The 25,570-nt window shown below is 70.2% G+C and carries 25 protein-coding genes; 16 read left to right on the forward strand and 9 right to left on the reverse strand.

What is annotated here, in order from left to right:
• The first annotated feature begins 1 nt into the window (after window position 1).
• Window positions 2-772, forward strand: a complete 771-nt coding sequence (locus tag OG494_RS30090) for a methyltransferase domain-containing protein (protein ID WP_328444414.1) — start codon at window positions 2-4, stop codon at window positions 770-772.
• On the opposite strand, the gene OG494_RS30095 is transcribed toward OG494_RS30090, so the two are convergent.
• Window positions 735-1,544: a TetR/AcrR family transcriptional regulator gene (locus tag OG494_RS30095; protein ID WP_328444416.1), complete on the reverse strand. Its 810-nt coding sequence runs from the start codon at window positions 1,542-1,544 to the stop codon at window positions 735-737. The two genes, OG494_RS30090 and OG494_RS30095, sit on opposite strands and share 38 nt — an antisense overlap.
• A 76-nt stretch (window positions 1,545-1,620) precedes the next feature.
• Between OG494_RS30095 and OG494_RS30100 the strand changes: the two genes are divergently transcribed.
• From OG494_RS30100 to OG494_RS30110, 3 genes are all read left to right on the forward strand, one after another.
• Window positions 1,621-3,894 carry an excinuclease ABC subunit UvrA gene (locus tag OG494_RS30100; RefSeq protein WP_328444418.1) on the forward strand — a complete coding sequence of 758 codons (2,274 nt, stop codon included), beginning with the start codon at window positions 1,621-1,623 and terminating at the stop codon, window positions 3,892-3,894.
• Entirely contained in the window at window positions 3,891-4,691 is an 801-nt protein-coding gene (locus tag OG494_RS30105) for a siderophore-interacting protein (RefSeq protein WP_328444420.1), read from the forward strand. The genes OG494_RS30100 and OG494_RS30105 overlap by 4 nt, the downstream gene beginning before the upstream one ends.
• Before the next feature lie 854 nt (window positions 4,692-5,545).
• Window positions 5,546-6,442, forward strand: a complete 897-nt coding sequence (locus OG494_RS30110) for an aminoglycoside phosphotransferase family protein (protein WP_328444422.1) — start codon at window positions 5,546-5,548, stop codon at window positions 6,440-6,442.
• 223 nt (window positions 6,443-6,665) lie between these two features.
• Here OG494_RS30110 and OG494_RS30115 read toward each other — a convergent pair whose 3' ends face one another.
• The 3 genes from OG494_RS30115 to OG494_RS30125 form a co-directional block, all read right to left on the reverse strand.
• Window positions 6,666-7,859: a cytochrome P450 gene (locus tag OG494_RS30115; RefSeq protein WP_328444424.1), complete on the reverse strand. Its 1,194-nt coding sequence runs from the start codon at window positions 7,857-7,859 to the stop codon at window positions 6,666-6,668.
• Between the two features lie 104 nt (window positions 7,860-7,963).
• Window positions 7,964-8,527: a TetR/AcrR family transcriptional regulator gene (locus tag OG494_RS30120; RefSeq protein ID WP_328459063.1), complete on the reverse strand. Its 564-nt coding sequence runs from the start codon at window positions 8,525-8,527 to the stop codon at window positions 7,964-7,966.
• 153 nt (window positions 8,528-8,680) lie between these two features.
• On the reverse strand, window positions 8,681-9,385 hold the full coding sequence (locus OG494_RS30125; RefSeq protein ID WP_328459064.1) for an SDR family oxidoreductase: 705 nt from the start codon (window positions 9,383-9,385) through the stop codon (window positions 8,681-8,683).
• Window positions 9,386-9,485: 100 nt separating this feature from the next.
• Here OG494_RS30125 and OG494_RS30130 point away from each other — a divergent pair, with 100 nt between their 5' ends.
• Both OG494_RS30130 and OG494_RS30135 read left to right on the forward strand, forming a co-directional pair.
• Window positions 9,486-9,977, forward strand: coding sequence for a winged helix-turn-helix transcriptional regulator (locus OG494_RS30130; RefSeq protein ID WP_328444426.1), 492 nt, complete (start codon window positions 9,486-9,488; stop codon window positions 9,975-9,977).
• A 187-nt stretch (window positions 9,978-10,164) separates the two neighbouring features.
• Complete coding sequence (locus OG494_RS30135) at window positions 10,165-10,728, forward strand: snapalysin family zinc-dependent metalloprotease (protein ID WP_328444427.1); 564 nt, start codon at window positions 10,165-10,167, stop codon at window positions 10,726-10,728.
• A 120-nt stretch (window positions 10,729-10,848) separates the two neighbouring features.
• Here OG494_RS30135 and OG494_RS30140 read toward each other — a convergent pair whose 3' ends face one another.
• From OG494_RS30140 to OG494_RS30155, 4 genes are all read right to left on the reverse strand, one after another.
• On the reverse strand, window positions 10,849-11,406 hold the full coding sequence (locus OG494_RS30140) for a GntR family transcriptional regulator (RefSeq protein WP_328444428.1): 558 nt from the start codon (window positions 11,404-11,406) through the stop codon (window positions 10,849-10,851).
• Complete coding sequence (locus tag OG494_RS30145; RefSeq protein ID WP_328444429.1) at window positions 11,403-11,546, reverse strand: hypothetical protein; 144 nt, start codon at window positions 11,544-11,546, stop codon at window positions 11,403-11,405. Before OG494_RS30145 ends, OG494_RS30140 begins: the two co-directional genes overlap by 4 nt.
• Window positions 11,547-11,619: 73 nt before the next feature.
• Entirely contained in the window at window positions 11,620-12,570 is a 951-nt protein-coding gene (locus tag OG494_RS30150) for an acetylxylan esterase (RefSeq protein ID WP_328444431.1), read from the reverse strand.
• Window positions 12,570-12,722, reverse strand: a complete 153-nt coding sequence (locus OG494_RS30155) for a hypothetical protein (RefSeq protein WP_328444433.1) — start codon at window positions 12,720-12,722, stop codon at window positions 12,570-12,572. The genes OG494_RS30150 and OG494_RS30155 overlap by 1 nt, the downstream gene beginning before the upstream one ends.
• A 29-nt stretch (window positions 12,723-12,751) precedes the next feature.
• On the opposite strand from OG494_RS30155, the gene OG494_RS30160 reads away from it, so the two are divergent.
• Entirely contained in the window at window positions 12,752-12,886 is a 135-nt protein-coding gene (locus OG494_RS30160; protein ID WP_328444435.1) for a hypothetical protein, read from the forward strand.
• A 104-nt stretch (window positions 12,887-12,990) separates the two neighbouring features.
• On the forward strand, window positions 12,991-14,154 hold the full coding sequence (locus OG494_RS30165) for an AAA family ATPase (RefSeq protein WP_328444437.1): 1,164 nt from the start codon (window positions 12,991-12,993) through the stop codon (window positions 14,152-14,154).
• 117 nt (window positions 14,155-14,271) lie between these two features.
• Here the strand turns inward: OG494_RS30165 and OG494_RS30170 are convergent, their stop codons facing one another.
• Window positions 14,272-15,276 (reverse strand): LacI family DNA-binding transcriptional regulator, encoded by a 1,005-nt coding sequence (locus OG494_RS30170; protein WP_328444439.1) that lies wholly within the window; start codon window positions 15,274-15,276, stop codon window positions 14,272-14,274.
• Between the two features lie 156 nt (window positions 15,277-15,432).
• Between OG494_RS30170 and OG494_RS30175 the strand changes: the two genes are divergently transcribed.
• The 8 genes from OG494_RS30175 (at window position 15,433) to OG494_RS30210 (ending at window position 25,562) form a co-directional block, all read left to right on the forward strand.
• A complete protein-coding gene (locus OG494_RS30175; RefSeq protein WP_328444441.1) occupies window positions 15,433-16,509 on the forward strand; it encodes an ABC transporter substrate-binding protein in 1,077 nt (358 codons plus the stop codon).
• Complete coding sequence (locus OG494_RS30180; protein WP_328444443.1) at window positions 16,509-18,065, forward strand: sugar ABC transporter ATP-binding protein; 1,557 nt, start codon at window positions 16,509-16,511, stop codon at window positions 18,063-18,065. The genes OG494_RS30175 and OG494_RS30180 overlap by 1 nt, the downstream gene beginning before the upstream one ends.
• A complete protein-coding gene (locus OG494_RS30185; RefSeq protein ID WP_328444445.1) occupies window positions 18,058-19,020 on the forward strand; it encodes an ABC transporter permease in 963 nt (320 codons plus the stop codon). The genes OG494_RS30180 and OG494_RS30185 overlap by 8 nt, the downstream gene beginning before the upstream one ends.
• The gene (locus OG494_RS30190) at window positions 19,017-19,991 is read left to right on the forward strand and encodes an ABC transporter permease (RefSeq protein ID WP_328444447.1); all 975 of its coding nucleotides are present in this window, start codon (window positions 19,017-19,019) and stop codon (window positions 19,989-19,991) included. Before OG494_RS30185 ends, OG494_RS30190 begins: the two co-directional genes overlap by 4 nt.
• A gap of 31 nt (window positions 19,992-20,022) precedes the next feature.
• Window positions 20,023-22,518: a LamG-like jellyroll fold domain-containing protein gene (locus OG494_RS30195; RefSeq protein ID WP_328444449.1), complete on the forward strand. Its 2,496-nt coding sequence runs from the start codon at window positions 20,023-20,025 to the stop codon at window positions 22,516-22,518.
• A 211-nt stretch (window positions 22,519-22,729) separates the two neighbouring features.
• Window positions 22,730-23,638 (forward strand): DNRLRE domain-containing protein, encoded by a 909-nt coding sequence (locus OG494_RS30200; RefSeq protein ID WP_328444451.1) that lies wholly within the window; start codon window positions 22,730-22,732, stop codon window positions 23,636-23,638.
• Entirely contained in the window at window positions 23,635-25,059 is a 1,425-nt protein-coding gene (locus OG494_RS30205) for a hypothetical protein (protein ID WP_328444453.1), read from the forward strand. Before OG494_RS30200 ends, OG494_RS30205 begins: the two co-directional genes overlap by 4 nt.
• A 107-nt stretch (window positions 25,060-25,166) precedes the next feature.
• Window positions 25,167-25,562, forward strand: coding sequence for a carboxymuconolactone decarboxylase family protein (locus OG494_RS30210; protein ID WP_328444455.1), 396 nt, complete (start codon window positions 25,167-25,169; stop codon window positions 25,560-25,562).
• The last annotated feature ends 8 nt before the right edge of the window (window positions 25,563-25,570 follow it).

The raw sequence follows: 25,570 nt of genomic DNA on the forward strand, positions 1-25,570 counted from the left end.
CATGACGAGCTTCGACGACCTGGTGGCCGAGGCCGGCGCGGTGTCGGTGGACGGCTGGGACTTCTCGTGGCTCGACGGCCGGGCCTCGGAGCAACGGCCGTCATGGGGCTACCAGCGGCTGCTGGGCGAACGCCTGAGCGGCGTCCACGCGGCTCTCGACCTGGAAACGGGCGGCGGCGAAGTCCTGGACGGCTGCCCGTCCCTGCCACCGTTGATGGCGGCGACGGAGTCGTGGCCGCCGAACGTCGCGGTGGCGTCCGCGCTGCTGCGGCCACGCGGAGTCGTCGTGGTGGCGAGTACGGACGAGCCACCGCTGCCCTTCGCGGACGACCTGTTCGACCTGGTCTCCAGCCGCCACCCGGTCCGGACGTGGTGGGCGGAGATCGCCCGGGTGCTGCGCCCCGGCGGGACGTACCTCTCCCAGCAGGTCGGCCCGGCGAGCGTGTTCGAGCTGGTCGAGTTCTTCTTGGGCCCGCAGCCGGCGTCGTCGCGCGAGAGCCGGCACCCGGACCACGCCGTCGCCGCGGCTGCGGAAGCGGGCCTCGAGGTCGTCGACCTGCGCTCGGAGTCGCTGCGCACCGAGTTCCGCGACATCGGCGCGGTGGTCTACTTCCTGCGCAAGGTGATCTGGATGGTCCCGGGCTTCACGGTCGAGCAGTACCGGCCGCGCCTGCGGGAACTGCACGACCTGATCGAGCGCGACGGCCCGTTCGTCGCCCACACGACCCGGTTCCTCATCGAGGCCCGGAAGATCGAGGCTCGGAAGCCCTGACGATCGCCGCCTCGACGCCGTCGAGCAGCAGCTCCAACCCCGCTTCGAACGACAGCCGTGCCTCACGCTCCAGATAGGGCTCGCCATCCGGGACCGCGGCCGTGTCCGCGCCGAGGGCCGACACCGTCGGGAAGCGAGCCGGGAGATCGGGGACCAGCTCGCCGAGCAGCGCCGACCGGGCGTACCACCAGTCCTCTTCGGACTGCCCCGTCTCGCGCGACGCCTGCCGGGACTCGGCCGCCGACTGGACCGAGCCGCGCACGACGTTGAACAGCGCCGACACCACCCAGCGCACCTGCGGCAGCGGCAGGCCCGTCTCCGCCAGGACCCGCAGGAGCGTCTCCTGCACGTGGAACTCCCCCGGCCCGAGCACCGGCCGCGCCGGGGAGACCTGCAGCAGCCACGGGTGGCGCAGGTGCAGGTCCCACAGCTCGTCCGCCAGAGCCAGCGCCGCCGCCCGCCAGCCGGCCGCCAGGTCCTGGTCGGCGGGCAGTTCGCCGAGCGTCCGGTCGTACATCAGGTCGACGAGCTCGGTCTTGCCCGGCACGTACGTGTAGAGCGCCATCGCCGTGCGCCCGAGCCGTTCCCCGACCGAGCGCATGGACAGCGCCCCCATGCCGTCGGCGTCCGCGATCTCGATCGCCGTGCCGACGATCGCCTCGACGGACAGGCCCGGCTTGGGCCCGGGACCGGTGCGCGGGGCGCCGACGCGCGGACCCCACAGCAGCTCCATGGACCGCCGGGCGTCGCCCTGACCGGCGAAGACGACCACCTTGCCGACTCCTTACAGCCTAAAGTATTGTGACCTGAGCAATCACCTTACAGCCTAAAGTATCAAGAAGGACGGTATGACCTCACCCAGGCGGGCCGCCGACACCCACGACGTGATCGAGGTCCGGGGGGCCCGGGAGAACAACCTCACCGGCATCGACCTGGACATCCCGAAACGCCGCCTGACGGTGTTCACGGGCGTGTCCGGCTCCGGCAAGTCGTCCCTCGTCTTCGGCACCATCGCGGCCGAGTCGCAGCGCATGATCAACGAGACCTACAGCGCGTTCCTCCAATCGTTCATGCCGAACCTCTCGCGTCCGGACGTCGACCTGCTCGAGAACCTCAGCGCCGCCATCGTCGTCGACCAGGAGCGGATGGGGGCCAACTCCCGCTCGACCGTCGGCACCGCGACCGACGCCCACACGATGCTGCGGATCGCGTTCTCCCGGCTCGGCGAGCCGCACGTCGGCACGTCCGGCGCGTTCAGCTTCAACCTGCCCGAAGGCATGTGCCCGGCGTGCGAAGGTCTCGGCCGGGTGTCCGACCTCGACGTCCGTGCCCTGCTCGACTTCGACAAGTCCCTCAACGACGGCGCGATCCAGGTTCCCGGCTTCACGCCGGACACCTGGTACGTCCAGACCTACCTCGCTTCCGGTTTCTACGACCCGGACGCCAAGATCCGGGACTACACCCCGCAGCAGCTCGACGACCTGCTGCACAAGGACTCCTGCAAGGTGAAGGTCGGCAAGACCAACGTCACCTACGAGGGCCTCGCGGTGAAGGTCAAGCGGCTCTACCTGCACAAGGACACGGAGTCGCTGCAGCCGCGCCTGCGTGCGTTCATCGAGAAGGCCGCGGCCTTCAGCACCTGCGCCACGTGCGGGGGCGCCCGGCTGAACCAGGCCGCCTTGTCGTCGACGATCGACGGCAAGAACATCGCCGACTGCTCGGGCATGCAGATCAGCGACCTCGCCGAGTTCGTCCGGAAGCTCGACGAGCCGTCGATCGCGCCGCTGCTGGGCAACCTGCGCGACACGCTCGACTCGCTGGTCGAGATCGGCCTCGGTTACCTCTCGCTGGACCGCGAGTCGGGCACGTTGTCCGGCGGTGAGGCGCAGCGCGTGAAGATGGTGCGCCACCTGGGTTCGAGCCTCACCGACGTCACCTACGTCTTCGACGAGCCGACCGTCGGCCTGCACCCGCACGACATCGAGCGGATGAACAACCTCCTTCTCTGCTTGCGGGACAAAGGGAACACGATCCTGGTCGTCGAGCACAAGCCGGAGACGATCCGGATCGCCGACCACGTCGTCGACCTCGGCCCCGGTGCGGGCAAGGCCGGCGGGCGGCTCTGCTACACCGGCGACCTCGACGGCCTGCGCGCGTCCGGCACGCTCACCGGCCGCCACCTCGACCACCGCGTCACCCTGCGCCCGGAGGTTCGCTCACCCACCGGGCGGATCCGGATCACCGGCGCCAGCCTGCACAACCTGCGCGACGTCAGTGTCGATGTCCCGCTCGGCGTGCTGACCGTGGTCACCGGCGTCGCCGGCTCCGGGAAGTCGTCGCTGATCCACGGTTCGCTGACGCACCGCGACGGCGTCGTGGTGGTCGACCAGTCGGCGATCCGCGGTTCGCGGCGGTCGAACCCGGCCACCTACACCGGCGTGCTCGACCCGATCCGGACGGCGTTCGCCAAGGCCAACGGGGTCAAGGCGAGCCTGTTCAGCGCCAACTCCGAAGGCGCGTGCCCGAAGTGCAAGGGCCTCGGCCTGGTGTACACGGACCTGGCGATGATGGCCGGTGTCGCGTCGGTCTGCGAGGAGTGCGAAGGCAAGCGGTTCACACCAGACGTCCTGACGTACACCTTGCGGGGCAAGAACATCAGCGAAGTGCTCACGATGCCGGTCACCGAGGCCCGCGAGTTCTTCCCGTCCGGCAACGCGCGGGCGGTGCTGAACCGGCTCGCCGACGTCGGCCTCGGCTACCTGACGCTCGGGCAGCCGCTGACGACCCTCTCCGGCGGTGAGCGGCAGCGGCTCAAGCTGGCGATCCGGATGGCCGAGCACGGCTCGACGTACATCCTCGACGAACCGACGACCGGCCTGCACCTGGCCGACGTCGACCAGCTGCTCGCGCTGCTCGACCGGATCGTCGACGCGGGCAACACGGTGATCGTCATCGAGCACCACCAGGCTGTGATGGCCCACGCCGACTGGCTGATCGACCTGGGCCCCGGCGCCGGCCACGACGGCGGCCGGGTGGTCTTCGAGGGCACCCCGGCTTCGCTGGTCGCCGACGCCACCACGCTGACCGCCCGCCACCTGCGCGAGTACCTGGGGAAGCCGTGAACAGCACCGGATTGCTCGAGGTGACGGCAGTCCGGCGGGTGACCCCGCGCACGGTGCGCGTCACCTTCACCGGCGAGGGCCTCGACGCACTGGAGGCGTGGCCGGACCAGCAGCTGAAACTGCTGTTCCCACCACCCGGCCGCCCGGTGCGGCTGCCGGCCGCCGAGGACGACGTGATGCGCTGGTACCAGGCGTACCTCGAGATCCCCGAGGACGAGCGCCCGGTGATGCGCAGTTACACCGTGCGCGCCCGGCGCCCGGAGCAGGCGGAGATCGACGTGGATTTCGTCCTGCACGGCGACGAAGCGGGCCCGGCCACCAGCTGGGCCGCGGCGGCGGCCCCGGGTGACGTCCTCGGCCGCTACGGCCCGGACGCGCTCTACCGCCGCCCGCTCCCTTCGGGCGACGTCGTACTGCTGGCCGGCGACGAGACGGCGATCCCCGCGGTGTGGTCTTTGCTGTCCGAAGTGGACAATGCCGTGGTGTTCCTGGAGGTCCCGGACGAGGCTGAGGAACAGCCGATGCCCGGTGACGTCCGCTGGCTCCACCGGGACGGCGCTCCGCACGGGACGAAGCTGCTCGAAGCCGTGCGCGAAGCGAAGGTCGACGGCTCGGCGGGCGCGTGGCTCGCCGGGGAAGCCGGGACGGTCCGCGCGCTGCGCCGCCACTTGGTCGGCGAGCGCGGCATCGACAAGGGTGCCATCGAGTTCACCGGGTACTGGCGCCGCAAGCTTACCCAGGACGACGCGCCCACGCCCGAAGACCTGGCCGACGCGGCCGAAAAGCTCGGCGGCTGAGCAGGGACGCCGCTCGGACTGGCCGATCGGCAGACGTACTCGGCCATGCCCGGACCACCACGGCCGACGGCCGGTGAAGTCGCCACGCAGACGACCGACCGGCCCACCCGGCTGTGCAGCGGATGGCCCGACGGCCATCGCGCGGTCCGCACCGCTCGAGCCGACGCGACCGAAAAACTCGGCAGCGGCCGAGCGGAGACGCCACTCGGACCTACCGATCGACAGAACTGCTCGGCCATGCCCGGACAACCACAGCCGACGACCGGTGAAGTCGCCACACAGACGACCGACCGGCCCACCCGGCTGCGCGGCGGATGGCCCGGCGGCCACTGCGCGGACCGCACCGCCCGAGCCGACGCGACCGAAAAACTCGACAGCGGCCGAGGGAGACGCCACTCGGACCTACCGATCGACAGAAGTGCTCGGCGATGCCCGGACAACCACGGCCGACGACCGGTAGCTACGGCTACGGCCACGGCCACGGCCACGGCCACGATCGACCGGCCGATGCGGCCGCGCGACCGGCAATGCCGCAACCGCTGCAGGGGAACACTGCCCGAGCCAAGCGGCCTCGCGGCGGCGTTGCCCGCCGGGCGACAGCTGCGCTCGACGGACCCGGACAGCCACGGCCGCAGCCGATCGACCAGCCGGCGGACGAAATCGGCGGGGACGCGGCCGGCGGCTTCCGCCCGGCCGCGGCAGCGATGCGGGCACTCGACCGGCCCACCCGGCGGTGCGGCTGATGGCCCGGCGGCCACCGCGCGGTCCGCGCGGGAACACCGCCCGAGCCGAAGCGGCCGCCGGGCGGGGAACTCGACGGCGGCCGGGCGGCCCGCGGTGGCAGACTCACCCCGGTGCGTGCGGACATCGCGGCGGCGCTGGCCTCGTCGGGCATCGACCCGGCGTCGGTCGTGGCCGCCGGGGACATCGGTGGCGGGACCTACAACACGGCGATCCGGCTGACGCTCGCCGACGGCAGGCGGCTGGTGCTCAAGATCGCGCCGGCCGCCGTCGGGCTGGCCTATGAACACGACCTCCTCGCGACCGAGGCCGAGTACTACCGCTCGGCCTCGGGCCCACTGCCCGCGGTTGTCGGTGCCGGGCCGGGCTTTCTGCTGATGACGGAGCTGCCCGGCGCGACCTGGGACGTCTCCGACGCCGACCGGCCGCGGCTGCGGCGCGAGCTGGGCGCGGTCGTCGCTCGGCTGCACGAAGCGACGGGCGACGCGTTCGGCTACCCGCAGGACCCACCGCACCCGACGTGGACCGCGGCGTTCACGGCCATGACGGACGCGGTGCTCGCGGACGCGCTGAAGTACGGGGTCCGCCTCCCGCGCCCGGCCGCCGAGATCGCGCACCTGGTCCGCCGCCACGAGCCGCTCCTGGACCACGTGACGACGCCGGTGCTGGTCCACTTCGACCTGTGGGCGGGCAACATCCTGCTCGACGGCGGGCACGTCAGTGGGATCATCGACGCCGAACGCGCGTTCTGGGGCGACCCGGTGGCGGAATTCGTTTCGCTGACGCTCTTCCGCGGCGTGGACCGAGAACTGGTCGACGGCTACCGCGACGCGGGCGGGCCGGCGAAGTTCGACCCGCCCGCGCGGCGGCGGCTCGCGCTCTACCGCGTCTACCTGGACTTGATCATGCTCGTGGAACTGGTCCCGCGGCGGGACCCGGACGCGGGCCGCGCCGAGTTCCTCACCGGACACCTGATCGCGGACCTCGACGCCTGTCAAAGGGCGCTCTGACCGGACGCGGCACAGGAATCGGGACATGCGGCGGAGAATCGTTGTCGTCACGAATCCCACGTTACCGAACACACGTGCGAACACCATCGCTAAATCGGGTGATCCCGACGAGCGTCGGGTAAGACCCGATTTCCGTTGCGGCGTAAGCGATTCAGTGGCGCGGAAGGGATAAAGTGCCCCCGAGTTCCAGGCTACCGGTGAGCACCGACAAAACCGGAATCCGTCACCAGGTGACCGGCAGCGAATGGACGCCGTATACCAGCATGTCGTTCTTGAATTCCAGCTCCTCCACCGGAACCGCCAGCCGCAGTGCGGGAATCCGGCGGTAGAGCGTGCCGTACACCACCTGCAGCTCGACCCGCGCCAGCGTCTGGCCGAGGCACTGGTGCACGCCGTAGCCGAACGCCACGTGGTGCCGGGCGCCGCGCGTGACGTCCAGCTCGTCCGGCGAGTCGAACACCGAGTCGTCGCGGTTCGCGACGTCCGAGGCGCCGATGATGCCGTCGCCGGCGTGGATGACCTGGCCGCCGAGTTCGAAATCTTCGACGGCGACGCGGCGGCGTCCGGAGTGCGTGATGTTCAAGTAGCGCAACAACTCCTCGACGGCACTGCGCAGCAGCTCGGCGTCACCGTCGCGAACCAGGTCCAGCTGCGCCGGGTTCTCCAGCAGCGCCACCGTGCCGAGCGCGATCATGTTCGCCGTTGTCTCGTGGCCCGCCACCAGCAGCAGCTGCCCCATGCCGGCGATCTGCTCGGCGGTCATCGTGCCCAGCTGCGAGACCGCCAGTCGGCTCAGGACGTCGTCGCCCGGCGAGACGACTTTCCGTTCCACCAGGCCGGAAAGGTAGGCCAGCAGCTCGTCGGTGGCCTTCACGGCCTCTTCGGGTGTCGCGTCCATCGAGATCATCACCTTCGTGATGTCCTGGAAGAACGCGCGGTCTTCGTACGGCACCCCGAGCAGTTCGCAGATCACCAGGGACGGCAGCGGCAACGCGAACGCCGGCACGAGGTCGACCGGCTTCGGGCCCGCCAGGAGGTCGTCGATCAGGTCGTCGACGATCTTCTGGATGGCCGGGCGCAGCGCCTCCATCTTCTTGACCAGGAAGTCGCCGGTCAGCAGCTTGCGCTGGGCCGCGTGCTCGGCGCCGTCCATGTTGATGAACGACTTGACGCGGTTGCGCCGCGCCGCCGACGCCGCGCTCTGGTGCGGGTAGCCGGGCCGGTCGGAGTCGGCGCTCACCCGCGGGTCGCGCAGGATCGCGCGCACGTCTTCGAACCGCGTCACCAGCCACGGCGTGCTGCCGTTCCACAGCTTGACGCGGGAAACCGGTTCCTCGCGCTGCAGTTCGCCGAGCTCGGCCGGCGGGTCGAAGGGACACCGCCGGGTCATCGGAAACGCGGGCACACCGTCCGTCATGAGGGCCTCCCGAAGCCGCCGCACAGTTCGACAAGAAATTACATAGCTATGCTAAGCATCTTGTCGCGGCTCCGCCACACTCCGTTCAGGCGACGACCGGAAGATCACACGAATACGAGCGACAACAGCTCGTCGACGAACGGCTCGACCAGTTCGGCTCCGGTCCGGTGCAGCACGCTGTGGAACAACGCGACCCGGCCGTGCGCGCCGACGAACACGACTGCGGCCGCGCGACCAGGCGAAACCCGCAGCGGATGGCCTGCTTCAACACACCTCTCGAACGCCGCGGCCAGCCCGTCGATCACGTCCAGCAGCGGCCCCTCCGCGCGCGCGTCCGGGTCGGGCTTGGACGCGCCGTTCGCGAGCATCAGCCGGTAATGTCCGGGATGCTCCATGGCGAACGCGCAGTAGGCGTGGATCTGCGCCCGCACCCGCCCGACGACGTCGGCCTCGCCGAGCGACTCCTCCGCCGCGCGCATCGAGTCCCGCAGCCGCGCGTATTCGAAGTCCAGCAACCCCCGCACGAGTTCCGCGCGGTCGGCGAAGTGCTGGTAGATGCTCGCCGGGGCGATCCCGACCGCGCGGGCCACCCCGCGGATCGTCAGCCCGTCTTCGCCGCCGAGTTCGGCGAGCAGCCGGGCGGCGGCCGCGAGGATTTCTCCGCGCAGGCGTTCCCCTTCGCCCCAACGATTCCTGGTACGGCCGATTCCCGCGTTGTCCGGCACCCGCCCATTCATACGCCGGTGGCCGCCACGGGCGTATTCCGGGGGTCCCGAAATGACCATGGCGGCCCCAAGTCGTCCTAAGTGGACTTTGCCGGCTCAGGCGCTCAGACTCGGGTACAGCCCGGTCAGGTCACCGGCCAGCCCCGCCCGCACGGTGCGGCTGAGGTCGTCGACGAGGACCTCGAAGCGGCCTTCTTCGACAGCATCGATTCCGAGGCCGGCCGCGAACGCCGGGTCGACCTTCGGGCCGTCGACGTGCTTGGCCATGTCGGTGTCCATGTACCCGACGTGCAGCGCGGTCACGTTCGTCTTCTGCGGCGCCAGTTCCAGCCGCAGCGCGTTGGTCAGCGACCAGGCCGCCGACTTCGCCGCGGAGTAGGCCGCGACCTGCGGCGAGGTGAACCACGACAGCACCGAAAGGACGTTGAGCACGGCGCCGCCGCCGTTGCGTTCCAGGATCGGCGCGAACTCGCGCGTCACGGCCAGGGTGCCGAAGTAGTGCGTGTCCATTTCCAGCCGGATGTCTTCGAGCGAGCCGCCGAGCGCCGACGCCCCGGTGGACGAGCCGGCGTTGTTGACCAGCAGCGTGACGTCGCCGGCGATCGCGGCGGCGGCGCGGATCGACGCGGGGTCCGTGACGTCCAGCTGCAGCGGGATCACCCCCGGCAGGTCCACCGACTCCGGATTGCGCGCGGCCGCGTAGACCTTCGCCGCGCCCCGTTCGGCGAGGGCGGCCGCGAACTGCCGGCCGAGCCCGCGGTTGGCCCCGGTGACCAGCGCCACCGCACCCTTGATCTCCATGACGAACTCCTCTCGCATCTGACTTGCTCGTTGCAAGCTAGCTACCGGCGACCCTACGGCGTAAACTTGCTCCAAGCAAGCCAGCTCGAAGGGATCACACATGAGCCGCCGCATCACCTGGGAGGACGCCTCCTGCCCGATCGCCCGCGCCGCCGACGTCCTGGCCGAGCCGTGGACGCTGCTGATCCTGCGCAACGCCACCGCGGGCACGACCCGGTTCGAGGACTTCCGCAGCGAGCTCGGCATCGCCGACAACGTGCTGACGACCCGGCTCGGCAAGCTCGTCGACCGCGGGCTGCTAACGAAGCTCCCCTACCGCGACGGCGGCCGCACCCGGCACGAATACCGGCTCACACAGGCCGGGTCGGACGCGTTGCCGGTGCTTCACGCCCTCGGCGCCTGGGGTGACGCCCACACCGATTCGGTGAGCGCGTACGGCCCGATGAAGCTCGTCCACACCGGCTGCGGACAGCTCACCCGACCGGGCCGGAACTGCGACAGCTGCGGAAAACCACTGGTCAGGGACGATCTGGCGTGGCGTGGCTCATGGCTGAGCGAAGGTGAGATCCCGTTGGCCGAGCCGGTCACCTGAGCCCGGCGGGGCATCCTCGTATGCGTGGCAGCGCATGTCAACACTGCAAAATGGTTGGTAAATCACCACTAAACACGCAGTACGAAAGTCGGGTCACAAGCGACGGCCGGATCCGTAAATTCGGACCACAGCACACGCAAACCCGGCAAATTCCCCACAGCTGCCCCTACCGCGAGGAGCCGTCCCGATGTCCAGGAAGTACCTGCTGCCCGGAGCCGCTGTCGCACTGGCGATGATCGCCACCCCGATGACCGCCGCGCCGGCCTTCGCGGGCCCGGCCCAGGCCGAAGCGGCCACGGTCGTCTACTACGACACCTCGGACGCCCCCACCTTCCGCGCCCAGATCAACGCCGGCGCGGCGAACTGGAACGCGGCGGTGTCGAACGTCAAGCTCGAAGAAAGCTCCTCGGGCGCCACGCTGCACTACACCGAAGGCAACGACCCGCAGGGCTCCTACGCCCAGACCGACGGTCACGGCAGCGGCACGATCTTCATCGACTACACGCAGGCCGAGCAGTACAACCAGACCCGCATCACGGCCCACGAGACCGGCCACGCGCTGGGTCTGCCGGACCACTACGAAGGCCCGTGCTCCGAGCTGATGTCGGGTGGTGGCCCCGGCCCGTCGTGCACCAACGCGAACCCGAACTCGGACGAGTCCGCTCAGGTGGAATCCCTGTGGGCCAGTGGTTTCCGCGCGGCGGCCGCCACGCCGACCCGCATCTACGAAGTGACGATGCCGGTCAAGTGACCCAGGTTTGACGTCGGGGGAGGCCGCACCGGGCAACCGGTGCGGCCTTCGCACGTGACGGAAGGGTCGGCACGCGTGATCGAGGAGTCATCACGCGTGGTCGAAGGGTCAACACGGCTCTCAGAGGCGGGAAACCAGGCGGTCCCGGGCTACTTCCAGGTGGGCTGTCATCGCCTTGCGGGCGCCGGAGGCGCTGCCCGCGACCAGGGCGTCGACGATCGTGCGGTGCTCCGCGATCGTGTGCTCGCCGAACGGCTGGTTGTAGTTCAGCCGGAAGAAGTGCAGGTGGCAGTGGGTGCGGGCGAACGCCTGCTCCACCGCGACGTTGCCGGCCAGTTGCAGGATCAGCTCGTGCAAGCGGGCGTCGTGCGCGGTCAGGGCCTTGTAGTCGCTGTACGCATCGTCGACCGGGGCCGCCGGGCACGTCGCCAGCTCGGCTTCCAGAGCACTGACCCGCGAGTCCGACATCGACGCCGCCGCCAGGGCCGCGGACGGCGGCTCCAGCAGCAGCCGCAGCGCGTACATGTCGTCGACTTCCTTGCGGTTCAGCAACTCCGTGACGCGGTAACCGCGCAACGGTAGCCGGCCGACCAGCTCCTCGGACTCCAGCCGCGCCAGTGCTTCGCGCACCGAGGTGCCGGAGACGCCGAGCTCGCGGGCGATCTCGTCGATGTTCACCCGCGCGCCCGGATCTGGCTGCTCTTCTGCGCCATCTCGGCGAAGACGTCGTCGTCGCGCTGGTGCGCGAAGTACGCCTCGAACAGCGGCCGTTCCGCCTCCTGCAGCGCAGCCCCGGTTGCTTGTCGTCCCAGGTCCACCAGTTGACGGTATTCCCGTTGCCGCTCGCCGAGCCGCCACCGCAGGCGGTCTCATGTTGTCACTCCGAATTGGTCATGGCCGCAGGATCGGCCGGAACCCTTCGAGTACCGCCTGGACGTCGTCCGCGCCGCCGGCGTCGTGGCCGTTGTATTCCCAGACGCCGATCTGCTTCGGACCCTTGTAGGCGTGGTAGGCGCCGAAGACCGTGGACGGCGGCACGATCCCGTCCATCAGCCCGGCGGAGAACCAGGCGGGCGCGGTCGCGCGGGCCGCGAAGCCGACACCGTCGAAGTAGGACAGCACCTCGAACGTCCTCGCCACGGCGTCGCGCTTGTCGGCCAGGTACCGCGTCAGTTCGAGGTAGGGCCGCTCTCCCGCGATCAGGCTGGCCCGGCGGAAGTCGCAGAGGAACGGCGCCTGGGCGTGCAACGCGGCGACGTCCGGGACCAGGGCCGCCGTGGCCAGCGCGATGCCGCCGCCCTGGCTGTTGCCCAGCACCGCCACCCGCGCCGGGTCGACGACATCGAGCGCGCGCACGGCGTCCACCGCGCGGGCCGCGTCGGTGAAGATCCGCCGGTAGACGTAGGTTTCGCGGCTCTCGATGCCACGGGTCAGGTGGCCGGGGTACGCCGGCCCGCTGCCGACCGGGTCGGGTGTCACGCCGCCCTGGCCGCGGACGTCGATCTGCAGGTGCGCGTACCCGGCCGAGGCCCAGGTCAGCTCCTGCAGCGCGCTCCCCCGGCTGCCGCCGTACCCGTGGAACTGGATGATCGCGGGCCGCGGGCCCTCGACGCCTCGCGGCAGCCGCAGCCAGGCGCGGACCGGGTGGCCGCCGAATCCGGCGAACTGCACGTCGAAGACGTCCAAGGTGCGCAACGGCGTCTCGACCGGCGTGACTTGCAGGGCGAGGTCGTGGTCGCGGGCGTCGTCGAGGGTCGACGTCCAGAACTCGTCGAAGTCGGCGGGGGCGGCGTAGTCGCTGCGGTACTCCTGCAACGCGGCGAGACCGAGGTCGGTGAGCATCAAAGTCCTTTCAGGACGGTCGATTCGCCGGCCCGCAGCCGCAGCTCGGTCTCCCGGCCGCGGTAGCGCACGCGCACCACGTCGGCCGGGTCGCCGGACAGCCGCCGCAGCACGGCGTAGGCCAGCTCACCTTCGCGCCATTCGAGGTCCACCGCGAGCCCACCGCCACCATCTGCGACATGTGCCCGTCGGTGACGGCGAGCGGACGCAGGCGCGGCAACGCGAGGGCGATCTCGGCGCACAGCGGATCATGGACGCCGAGCGCGTCGGCCTCGGGTGCCGCTGCCGCCGTGAGCAGGCCCGCGGGCATCGTTGACCACTCCTTCGAGGTCGGTGGAACTACGTCAGACATCGGAGGACCACGCCGGACAGAGATCGGACGAATCGAGGACTGTCGGGGGTGGCGGTTAGGTTCGGGGCATGTTGACCACGCTCGCCGTCGAGAACTACCGCTCCCTGCGCGACCTGGTGCTGCCGCTGTCCGGGCTGACCGTCGTCACCGGGCCGAACGGCAGCGGCAAGTCGAGCCTGTACCGGGCGCTGCGGCTGCTGGCGGACGCGTCGCGCAACGGCGCGGTGGCGGCACTGGCCGGCGAGGGTGGGCTGCCGTCGACGTTGTGGGCCGGCCCGGAGACGATCGGGCGGTCGGTGCGGGAGGGGCGCACGCCGGTCCAGGGCACGGTGCGGACGAAGGCGGTCGGGCTGCGCCTGGGGTTCGCGGGTGACGAGTACGGCTACGCCCTGGACCTGGGCCTTCCGCAGCCCCTGGACACGATGTTCAACCTGGACCCGGAGTTCAAACGCGAGGCGGTGTGGTCGGGCCCGGTCCTGCGCCCGTCGGCGCTGCTGGCCGACCGCTCGGGCCCGGCGGTCCGCACGCGCGTCGAGTCGGGCGGGTGGGGCGCCGACCGGTTCGAGATCCGGCTGACGGACAGCATGCTGAGCGAGTTCGCCGACCCGCGAGCGTGCCCGGAACTGCTGGTACTGCGGGAACGCATCCGGTCGTGGCGGTTCTACGACCACTTCCGCACGGACGCGTCGGCGCCGGCGCGTCAGTCCCGCATCGGCACCCGGACCCCGGTGCTCTCCCACGACGGCGCCGACCTGGCGGCGGCCTTACGCACGATCATCGAAATCGGCCGGGCGCAGGAGCTGGCTTCGATCGTCGACCAGGCCTTTCCCGGTTCGCGTTTGGAGGTGGTGGCGCCGGAAAGCCGGTTCACGGTCCGCTTCCACCAGCACGGCCTGCTGCGTCCCCTGGAGGCGGCGGAGCTGTCGGACGGCACGCTGCGGTTCATCCTCTGGGTAGCGGCTTTGCTGACACCACGGCCGCCAGAACTGCTGGTGCTGAACGAGCCGGAGACCAGCCTGCACCCGGATCTCCTGCCGGCGTTGGCATCGCTGATCGCCGTCGCGGCGAAGGAGACCCAGGTGGTAGTGGTCTCACACGCCCAGCCGCTGATCAGGGCCCTGTCGGAGATCGCGGAGGTGGGCGAGGTGGAGCTGGAGAAGGAGTACGGCGAGACCAAGCTGGTGGGCCAAGGAAGGCTGGACCGCCCGTCATGGCACTGGCCCACCCGCTGAGCTGACGTACCCAGCGAGACGACACGCGTACCTGGATGGACGACTCGCGTACCCAGCGGGACGACACGGCAGCCACTCGGTTCGCTGGTCGTGTCGTCCGGCTGGGTACGCGAGTGCTCAGCGGCCCTTGGTGCTTTCGCGGATCTCCAGCGCGAACGGCGTCTGGACGTCCTGCGGCGGCGCCGACTTCTCCCCCGTGATCCGGCGGTGCACCAGGTCGATCGCCGCCTCCGCCAGGGCCGTCTTGTCCGGGGCGATCGTCGTCAGCGCCGGCAGGGAGAACGCGCTCTCTTCGTTGTTGTCGAACCCCACGATCGCGACGTCTTCCGGCACCCGCAGGCCCAGTTCGGCTACCGCTCGCAGCGCGCCGATCGCCAGCAGGTCGTTGAAACAGAAGACCGCATCGGGCCGGGACGGCAACGTCAGCAACGACTTCATCGCCGCCGCGCCGTAACCCCGGTGCCACTTCTCGGCGGGCGCGACCAGCATGTCCGAATAGGACAGTCCCGCTTCGACCAGCGCCGACCGGTAGCCCGCCAGGCGCTGGGACGACGTCCCGCGCGCCGGGTTCAAGCCGATCGCCGCGATCCGGCGGCGGCCCAGCGAGGCCAGGTGGGACACCGCCACGTGCGCGGCCAGGACGTTGTCGATGGCTACATGATCGATGGGAACGTCGACCGCGTGCTCGCCCAGCATCACCAGCGGGATTCCGCCCGGTTCGGCCGGAAAGTCCTCCGCCTGCAACGCTTCCGGGTGCACCAGCGCGCCGTCGACCAGGTGCGGGCCCAGGGACGACAGCGTCTTGCGCTCGCGCTCCCGGGTGCCCTGGGTCTGTTCGATCAAGACACTCCAGCCGCGTTTCTGGGCCGCGGTGATGACCAGGCCGGCCAGTTCGCCGAAGTACGGGATCGACAGCTCCGGCACCATCAGCGCCAGGAACCCGGTGCGGCCGCGGCGGAGGTTGCGGGCGCCGACGTTCGGGCGGTAACCGGTCGCGGCCAGCGCTTCTTCGACGCGGCGTCGGTTTTCCGGCTTGACGAAGGCATAGCCGTTCACGACGTTCGACACCGTCTTCACCGATACTCCGGCGAGCGTGGCGACGTCCTTGAGCGTCACGGTCACGGGCGATCCCTTCACCTCAGCGTGAGGTCGAAGTGTAGCGACAATTTGCCGGTTTACAACGTTGTTCCAACGATGTAAAAAGTACCTCAAGGCTCCCGCGGTGACTCCGATCACCCCGGTGAGCGGGCCACCACCGTCGCTGCCCGAGGAGTCGCTGTGCCGCTGTCCACCCGTCCCCGTCTGGTCCTGGTCACCGCGGCCGCCGCCGCGCTCACCCTCACCTCCTGCACCGCCCGGGAGGAGACGCCGGCCGCACCGTCGAGCGGCGGCGGACCGGCCGCTTCCGCGTCCTCCGCCGCGCCGTCCGCCGACGGCTGCACGCTGGCGAAGACCGGCTACCCCAAGATCGACCCGAAGACCGCGGTGATCGGCTTCTCGCAGTCCGAAAAGGAGGCCAACCCCTTCCGGATCGCCGAGACGCAGTCCATTCGCGACCAGGCCGCGAAGCTCGGCATCCCCACCGACAAGCTGCTCGTCACCAACGCCCAGAGCGACCTCAACCGGCAGATCAGCGACATCAAGTCGCTGCTCGACCGGGGCGCGCAGCTGCTGATCGTCGCGCCGTTGAACTCCGACGGCCTCCAGCCGGCGCTCGACGCCGCGAAGGCCAAGAAGGTCCCGGTCGTCACCGTCGACCGCAAGGTGACCTCGGCGCCGTGCACCGACTACCTGACCTTCATCGGCTCCAACTTCGTCGAGCAGGGCAAGCGCGCGGCCGACGCGATGGTGAAGGCGACCGGCGGTAACGGGAAGGTTGCGATCCTGCTCGGCGCGTCCGGCAACAACGTGACGACCGACCGCACCTCGGGCTTCAAGGACGAGCTGGCCAAGACGCCCGGCCTGTCCGTGGTCGCCGAGCAGACCGGCGAGTTCGACCGGTCCAAGGGCCAGGCCGTCATGGAGCAGCTCATCCAGAGCCACCCGGACCTCACCGCCGTCTACGCCGAGAACGACGAGATGGGCATCGGCGCCGTCAACGCGCTGAAGACCGCGGGCAAGACGCCGGGCAAGGACGTCAAGGTCGTCTCGGTCGACGGCACGCGCAACGCCGTGCAGCTGATCGCCGACGGCAGCTACAACGCCGTCATCGAGTCCAACCCCCGCTTCGGCCAGCTCGCCTTCGACACGCTGCAGAAGTTCGCCGACGGCCAGCCGATCGCGCCGAGCATCGTGATCACCGACGACCAGTACGACGAGTCCAACGCGGCGCAGAAGGTCGGGAACGCGTACTGATGACCGCAGCCACCGAAGAGGACGTCGCGATGACGACCGCACCGGTGCTCGAGGTGGCCGGGGTGACCAAACGGTTCCCCGGCACCCTCGCGCTCGACGACGTCAGCTTCCGGCTCGCCCCCGGCGAGGTGCACGCCCTCGTCGGGGAGAACGGCGCCGGCAAGTCGACGCTGATCAAGGTGCTCACCGGCGTCTACCAGCCCGACGAGGGCGAGGTCCGCCACCTCGGCGAGCCGGTGACGTTCAAGCGGCCGATCGAGGCGCAGCGGGCCGGGATCTCCACGATCTACCAAGAGGTCAACCTCGTCCCGCTGATGAGCATCGCCAGCAACGTCTTCCTCGGCCGCGAGCCGCGCACCAAAGCGGGACTCGTCGACTGGTCCAAGATGTACGCCGACGCCCGTGAGCTGCTCAAGGGCTACGGCATCCACGACGACGTCAAACGCCCGCTGCACACCCTCGGTGTCGGCGCGCAGCAGATGGTCGCCCTCGCCCGCGCGGTCTCGACCGACGCGAAGGTCGTCATCATGGACGAACCGACGTCGTCGCTCGAACCGCGTGAGGTCGAGACGCTCTTCGAGGTGCTGAACCGGTTGCACGCCGAAGGCATCGCGATCGTCTACGTCAGCCACCGGATGGACGAGCTGTACCGGGTCTGCGACAACGTCACCGTGCTGCGCGACGGCCGGGTCGTCCACAGTGGACCGCTGGCCAAGCTCCCGCGCATCGAGCTGGTGTCCCTGATGCTCGGGCGCGAGATCCGCCAGATCCGCGAAGAGGGCGTCACGGCGTTCGGCGAGGAACACGACGTCGAACGCGAACCGCTGCTCAAGGCGGAGCACCTGTCCGGCATGCGCCGGCTGCACGACGTCTCGGTCAGCATCCGGCCCGGCGAGGTCGTCGGCCTGGCCGGGCTGCTCGGCTCCGGCCGCAGCGAGACCGCGCGGGCCATCGTCGGCGCGTTCCCGCTCGACGGCGGATCCGTGCTGCTCGCCGGAAAACCGCTCAAGAAGGGCAAGGTCGCGGCGGCCATGCGCGCCGGGATCGCGCTGCTGGCCGAGGACCGTAAGACCGACGGGATCATCCCGAACCTGTCGGTCCGCGAGAACATCGTGCTCGCCGCGCTCCCGACACTCTCGCCGTTCGGCCTGGTCAGCAAGGCCAAGCAGGACAAGGTCGTGAAGATCTTCATGGAACGCCTGCGGATCAAGGCCGCCAGCCCCGAGCAGAAGGTGTCCGAGCTGTCCGGCGGCAACCAGCAGAAGGTGCTGCTCGCCCGCTGGCTCGCCACCGGCCCGAAGATCCTGCTGCTCGACGAGCCGACGCGCGGTATCGACGTCGGCGCCAAGGCCGAGGTCCAGGCGCTGATCGACGAGCTCGCGCAGGAAGGCCTCGGCGTGCTGCTCATCTCGTCCGAGCTGGAGGAGCTGATCGACGGCTCGGACCGCGTCGTCGTGCTCCGCGACGGCTCGGTCGTCGGGGAGCTGACCGGTGAGGGCATCACCGAGGAAAACGTCCTGGCCGCGATCGCAGCGGAGGGTGACAACGATGTCTAGTGCCACCCTGACCAGAGCGCCGGACCGGGCGAAGGTCACCGCGTGGCTGCAGAACTACGGCGTCTACCTGGCCGTCGTCGTGCTGCTGCTGTTCAACGTCTTCTTCACCGAGAACTTCCTGTCCGCGGCCAACTTCCGGACGCAGCTGGTGCAGGCCGCGCCGGTCTGCATCGTCGCGCTCGGCATGGCGCTGGTGATCGGCACCGAGGGCATCGACCTGTCGGTCGGCTCGGTGATGTCGATCGCCGCCGCGCTCATCCCGCTCTACCTCGGCGCCGGGCCCATGATGGCGGTCATCGTCGCGGTGATCGCGGGCATCCTGTCCGGCCTCTTCAGCGGCTATCTCGTGGCCTACCTGGGGATCCAGCCGATCATCGCGACACTGGCGCTGCTCGTCGGCGGCCGCGGGCTCGCGCTCGTGATCGCGCACGGCCAGCTCGTCCAGCTGCGCAACGAGGACTTCCTGGCGCTGGGCACGGGGGACGTCCTCGGCGTGCCGGTCATGGTCATCGTCGCGGGGGTGCTCGCGGTGCTGGCCGGGCTGCTGGTGCAGCGCACGACGTTCGGCCGCCAGCTGGTCGCCGTCGGCGGCAACCGGACGGCCAGTTCGCTGGCCGGGCTCCCGGTGAAGCGCGTGCTCGTCGGCGTCTACGTGATCTCCGGGGCGCTGGCCGCGGTGGCCGGCGTGCTCGCGACGTCGCGGCTCGGCGCCAGCGACCCGAACGACCTGGGGTTGCTGATGGAGCTGTCCGCGATCACCGCGGTCGTCGTCGGCGGCACGCCGCTGACCGGCGGCCGGGTCCGCGTGCTCGGCACGGTGTTCGGCGCGCTGCTGATGCAGCTGGTGCACGCCACCCTGATCAAGCACAACCTGCCGGACTCGACCGCGCAGATGGCCCAGGCGGCCATCATCGTCGTCGCCGTGTACGTCGCTCGTGAGCGGAGCCGCAAATGACCGCGACCCAGACCCCCGCGCGCAACGCGGCGTTCGCCGGGGTCCTGCAGCGCCAAGGCGCGGCCGTCGTGCTGGTCCTCGGCCTCATCGTCGCGTGGTTCGCGTTCCCGCGCTTCGGCTCCGCGGACAACCTGCGCGACCTCGCGCTGCAGGGCTCGTTCCTCGCGGTGATCGCGCTCGGCATGACGTTCGTGATCATCTCCGGCGGCATCGACCTGTCGGTCGGCTCGAACTACGCGCTCGGCGGCGTGCTCGCCGCGTACGGCGCGCAGTACGGCTTCTTCGTGGCGATCCTGCTGCCGCTGGTGGTGTGCTCGGCGATCGGGCTGATCAACGGCCTGCTCATCGCCCGCACCGGGATGGCGCCGTTCATCGTGACGCTGGCGACGCTGCTGTTCGCCCGCGGTCTGCTGCTCGCCATCACCTCCGAAGGCGCGACGACGTTCAAGATCGAGCCCGGCTCGGCGATCCTCTGGCTCGGGCAGGGCACGATCTTCGGCATCGGCGTACCGGTGTACCTGACGCTCGTCCTGTTCGCGCTCGGCGGCGTCCTGTTGCGGCGCACCGGGTTCGGTCAGTCGGTGTTCGCGATCGGCGGGGCCGAGCAGTCGGCGCTGCTGATGGGCCTGCCGGTGGTCCGCACGAAGATCGCGCTCTACACGCTGAGCGGCGCGCTCGCCGGTTTCGCCGGCATCCTCACCGCCGCGTACCTGCAGTCCGGCGTCACGGTGATCGGCGTCGGCACCGAGCTGGACGCGATCTCGGTCGTCGTCATCGGCGGCACGCTGCTCACCGGCGGCGCCGGGACGATCGTCGGCACGCTCGTCGGCGTGCTGCTGCGGGTGCTGATCCAGAACGTCATCAACCAGGTCGGCACGCTCGACTCCAACTACCAGACGGTGGTGAGCGGGGCCTTCCTGCTCATCGTCGTGGTGATCCAGCGTCTGCTGGCGCGGTCCCGAACCCGCTGAGCTCCTTTCCCCGCACCAGGAGGTCTCAACGATGTTTCGTCCTGCCCGCAGAACCCGCCGGTGGCTCACCGCCACCGCCGCGTTCGCCGTCGCGGTCGCCGGCCTCGGCACCGCACCCGCGGCGAGCGCCGCGGCCGCCCCCCAATGGCAGCGCCTGACGCCGCCGCTGTCCACGCCGTGGACCAAGGACGTCTCGCCCACCAACGCCCTGCCCGACTACCCGCGGCCGCAGCTGACCCGCGACAAGTGGCAGAACCTCAACGGCGTCTGGGAGTTCGCGAAGGCGACGCCCGGTGAGGCCGCACCGATCGGGAAGACGCTCGGCGAGCGGATCCTCGTGCCGTACCCGGTCGAGTCCGCGCTGTCCGGGATCATGCGCCACGAGACGAACATGTGGTACCGCCGCACCTTCGAGGTGCCGAAGAACTGGCAGGTCGGCAAGGGCCAGCGGCTGCAGCTGCACTTCCAGGCCGTCGACTACGACGCCACGGTGATCGTCAACGGCAAGACCGTCACCCGCCACACCGGCGGTTACGACTCGTTCGCCGTCGACGTCACCGACGCGCTGACCACGGCCAAGACCCAGGAGATCGTCGTCGGCGTCGCCGACCCGAACGACCAGGGCGGGCAGCCGATCGGCAAGCAGCGCCAGCCCGGCGACGGCATCTTCTACACGCCGTCCTCCGGCATCTGGCAGACCGTGTGGATGGAGCCGGTCGCCTCGGCGCACATCGACCGCCTCGACACCACCCCGGACGCCGCGTCCGGGACGGTCACGGTGAACGCCGTGGTCGGCGGGCCGGTCAAGCAGCGCGTCGAAGCGATCGCCTACGACCACGGCCGCCCGGTCGGGCGCGTCACCGGTGACGCGAACAAGCCGTTGAAGCTCAAGGTGGACCGGCCGCACCTGTGGACGCCGGACGACCCGTTCCTCTACGACCTGCGCGTGAAGCTGTCCACAGGGGACGAAGTGGGCTCCTACTTCGGCATCCGGTCGGTGAGCGTCGGCAAGACCGCCGACGGCAAGCAGCGGATGCTGCTCAACGGCAAGTTCGTCATGCAGGTCGGCCCGCTGGACCAGGGTTTCTGGCCGGACGGCATCTACACCGCGCCGACCGACGCGGCCCTGAAGTTCGACCTGCAGCAGGAGAAGGCGCTCGGCTTCAACATGGTGCGCAAGCACATCAAGGTCGAGCCGGACCGCTGGTACTACTACGCCGACAAGCTCGGGTTGCTGGTGTGGCAGGACATGCCGGCGATGAAGGACGACGTCGAGCCGAGCACCGCCTCGCGCGTCAACTACGAGTCCGAGATGCGGCGGATGATCGACCAGCACCGTAGCTTCCCGTCGATCGTCACGTGGGTGCCGTTCAACGAGGGCTGGGGCGACTACGAGGTCGGCCGGATCGCCGACGAGGTCAAGTCGTGGGACTCCTCGCGGCTGGTCAACGCCGAGTCCGGCGTCAACTGCTGCCGGTCCGAACCGGACAGTGGCAAGGGCGACATCTACGACGACCACACCTACACCGGGCCGGGAACGCCGGTGCAGACCGGCACTCGCGCCGCGGTCGACGGTGAGTACGGCGGTCTCGGCCTGAAGGTCGCCGGGCACGAGTTCGACCCGGCCGGCAGCTTCGCCTACGAGATGGAGCCCGACAGCGCGACGCTGACCCGGCGCTACGGCGAGCTCCAGCAGCGCCTGCTGCTGGTCGCTCAGCGGTGCGGCGTCTCGGCCGGGGTCTACACGCAGACCACCGACGTCGAGAAGGAGGTCAACGGCTTCTTCACCTACGACCGGCAGGTGAAGAAGATGGACTTCGCGGCGGTCCGCGCGGCGAACGAGGCGGTCATCAAGGGCGCCACCGGCAAGCCGGTGGCCGGACCTTCGGTGCCGGCGGGCACGCCTGGGATCGACGGCATCGCCGCCTACCCGTTCGACGAGAACACCGGCACGGTGGCCGCGGACGCGGTCGGCGACCACGACGCGACGCTCGTCGGCGGCGCGTCCTGGACCGTGGGCAAGAGCGGCTCGGCGCTGGCGGTGAACGGGTCGGGCCAGTACGCCGACACGGGCGCGTCGCTGGTGAACACCGAAGGCAGCTACAGCGCGGCGGCGTGGGTCAAGTTCAACGCCGTGGGTGACGGCTTCCAGACGGTGGTCAGCCAGGACGGCGACAGCACCAGCGCGTTCTTCCTGCAGTACTCGGGCGCGGACCACCGGCTGGCGATGAGCTTCGTCGGCACGCGGGCGCTGGCGCCCACCGCGCCGGAAGCGAACCGCTGGTACCACGTCGTCGGCGTCCGCGACGCGGCTTCGGGCACGCTGAAGCTCTACGTGGACGGCCAGCTGGCGGCCACGAAGAGCGTCTGCCTCGGCGACGCGTCCACGGGCCACACCGTGATCGGCCGCGGCAAGTACGGCGGCGGCCCGGTCGACTACCTGAACGGCGCGGTCGACCAGGTCCACGTCTACGACCGGGCGTTGTCCGACGCGGACGTGAGCGCGTTGTATTCGAGCGGTAAGTAACCCACCAACCGGAACTCGGGGCGGTCGAAGAAATTCGGCCGCCCCGAGCCGTTTCCGGACGGTTTCCGGGACAACCGGTTCCACCCTTCGCGCGTGTGCGGTAACGGTACGGCCGTACTCCACGGCCTCCGGTACGCAGGGGGTGAGCCGGTTGGGCTCTCGAAGATCGTTCCGGCCCGCGAGAGCGGGCGTCCTCACACTCGTCACGGCGGTGGTCGCTGCCGGCACGGCGGTGCTCACCGCGACGCCGGCCTCGGCCACGTCGAGCACCGAGATCGCGGCCGCATCGTGGGCCTACATCGACTCGGCCACGCCGAAGGCGAGCTACGTCAACCCGCCCGGGACCGCGCCCGTCGGCGCGCACACCTACGCCGGCGGCACGAACCACGTGTCCAAGTCGTACGTCACCTTCGACCTCGCCGCCTTGAAGGGCAACCAGTTCCAGAGCGCCTACATCAGCGCGGGCGAAACCGCCGTCACCGACTGCGCCACCCCGCGCTCGACGGAACTCTGGCTGACCGACCCGGCGAAGAAGCCGACGTGGAACAACCAGCCGGCCGAGCTGCTCAAGGTCAACGGCCCGTACCTGGACTCCTCGTGCCCCTCGGCCGAGCTGACCTGGACGGCCACCGCGGCGATCCAGGCCGCGCTCGACGCCGGCCGCACCACGGCGACCTTCGTCCTGCGGCTGCCCGAGAGCCAGCAGAACGACCCGAAGTCCGGTCGTGAGTACGACCCGAAGGCGACCCTCTTCTTCACCTACGACAAGCCGCCGGGCAAACCGACCGGGCTGACCCTCAACTACCAGCCGTGCACGACGCAGACCCGGACCGTCGCCCGGCAGGCCCACCTGAGTGCCACGGTGCCCGACGCGGACGACACGTACACGGCCGGGGAGTTCGCCCTCTGGCCCGTCGACCACCCGGACCAGCGCACGATCGTGCCCAGCATCAGCTCCTCGGTGGGCAACAACGTCTGGACCGACGTGGACTCCCGCATCACCGAAGGCGTCACCTACGCCTGGCAGGCACGGGGCAAGGACGACAGCGGCGCCACGGGCCGTGGAGCGCGACCTGCAAGTTCGCCACCGACTTCACCCCGCCCGCGACGGCGCCGGTGATCACGTCCCCCGACTACGCCACCCAGGCGCCGCCGGGAACCGGCGGCACCGGCGTGCCCGGCACGTTCGTGTTCGACGCCAAGGGTGACAAGGACGTCACCGGCTTCCAGTGGGACGGCGGGTACGTGGCCGCCGACCACCGCGGCGGCAAGGCGACCGTCCGCTTCGCGCCGAAGTCGAGCGGGCCGGAAGACCTCAGCGCCGCCGCCGTCGACGCGGCGGGCAACCGGTCCCCGACCGGCTACTACCGGTACTGGGTCGCGAGCAACCAGCCCGGGGTGAGCTGCACGCCGTACGACGACTTCATCGGGGTGGAGCGGACGTGCGCCTTCACGCCGTACGGCGCGACCCCGGTCACCGGGTACGTCTACCACCTGGGCAACCAGCCCGAGCAGACCGTGGCGGCGGGCCCGGACGGGGCGGCGACGGTGACGGTCACGCCCACCGACCCGAACCTGCCCTACCTGCAGCTGTCCGTGCAGGCCCGGCTCGCCACCGGCTACCTGACCTCGCCGAGCACCGAGACGGTGGTCAGCGAGCCCGGCGAGCCCGAGGTCGAGTCGCTGACCGCGAACCCGACCCAGAGCCTGCCCGCGCGGTTCCGGGCGCACGCCGTCCTGCCCGGGTCGGTCACGCTCACCTACCGCTGGAACGACGACGAGCCGGTCACCGTGCCGCTCGAGGCGGACGGCACCGCGACGGTCACGGTCACGCCGAAGACGTCGTCGTGGGGCTCGTTCAACGCCTACACCACGACCGCGTCGGGCCAGAACTCCGGCTGGGGCGGCGTGAACGTCGACGTCACGTCGAACAAACCGAAGGTGACGAGCGCCGAATACCCCGACAACAGCGAGATGACCGGCGCCGTCGGCGTCCCGGGGACGTTCGTGTTCTCCTCGCCCGTCCCGGGCGCGGTGAGCTACTCGTACGACTTCGGCAACGGATCGAGTGGCACGGTCCCCGCGGGCCCGGACGGCACCGCGAGCGTCGTCTTCGCGCCGAAGGTGCCGTACGTCAACGGCATCTTCGTGACCACGAAGTTCGCCGACGGCACGGTGTCCGAGCAGGGCGGTTACTGGTTCTACGTCAACTACTCGGCACCGCGGTTCGCCTGTGACCCCTCCGGCTGGTCGGTGTCGCCGGGGCAGCACATCCAGTGCACCCTGACGCCGGTGCAGGCGAACCTCGCGTCGTACGGCTACGCGCTGGGCTCCGGCCCGGAGACGACGGTGGCGCCGGGCGCCGACGGCACGGCGACGTTCGGCTTCGACGTGCCGGCGGACCAGCCGAGCGGCTCGTACCTCCAGCTGCGCCTGTGGAGCACGAACACCGCGGGCACCCGCACGGAGGAGACCGGGACCAGCTTCTACGTCTACGTGAACACGGGTCTTTCGGCGCACGGCACGTCGAAGACGATCTGATCACCCGTGACGGCCACCCTTCGTGGTGGCCGTCACGGTTGACCTGGAGCGCGCTCCAGCCCCTAGCGTCGATCCCGACAAGACCGCTGGGGGAAAGGAAAGCCGGCATGACCGACGAGCGCTTCGCACGTGGCCTGAAGACCCTGACCGAGATCGACGGCGAGAGCGGGCAGCGTGTCCTCGACAACCTCGCCGACGTCTCGCCCGCGCTGGGTGAGGCCGTCGTCTCCTGGGGATTCGGGGAGATCTACTCGCGGCCGGGGCTGGCGCCGCGGGATCGGCAGCTCGTCACGCTCGGCATGCTGACCGCGCTCGGCGGGTGCGAGCCGCAGCTGGAGGTGCACGTCAACGCGGCGCTCAACCTCGGGCTGACCGCGGCCGAGATCGTCGAGGCGCTGCTGCACTCCGCCGTCTACTGTGGATTCCCGAAGGCGTTGAACGCGACCTTCGTGGCCAAGAAGGTCTTCGGTGAGCGCGGGCTGCTGCCGGTGGCCGGGGAGTAGGGGTGGGC

The organism is Amycolatopsis sp. NBC_00438 (genome assembly GCF_036026695.1).
Lineage (GTDB): Bacteria > Actinomycetota > Actinomycetes > Mycobacteriales > Pseudonocardiaceae > Amycolatopsis.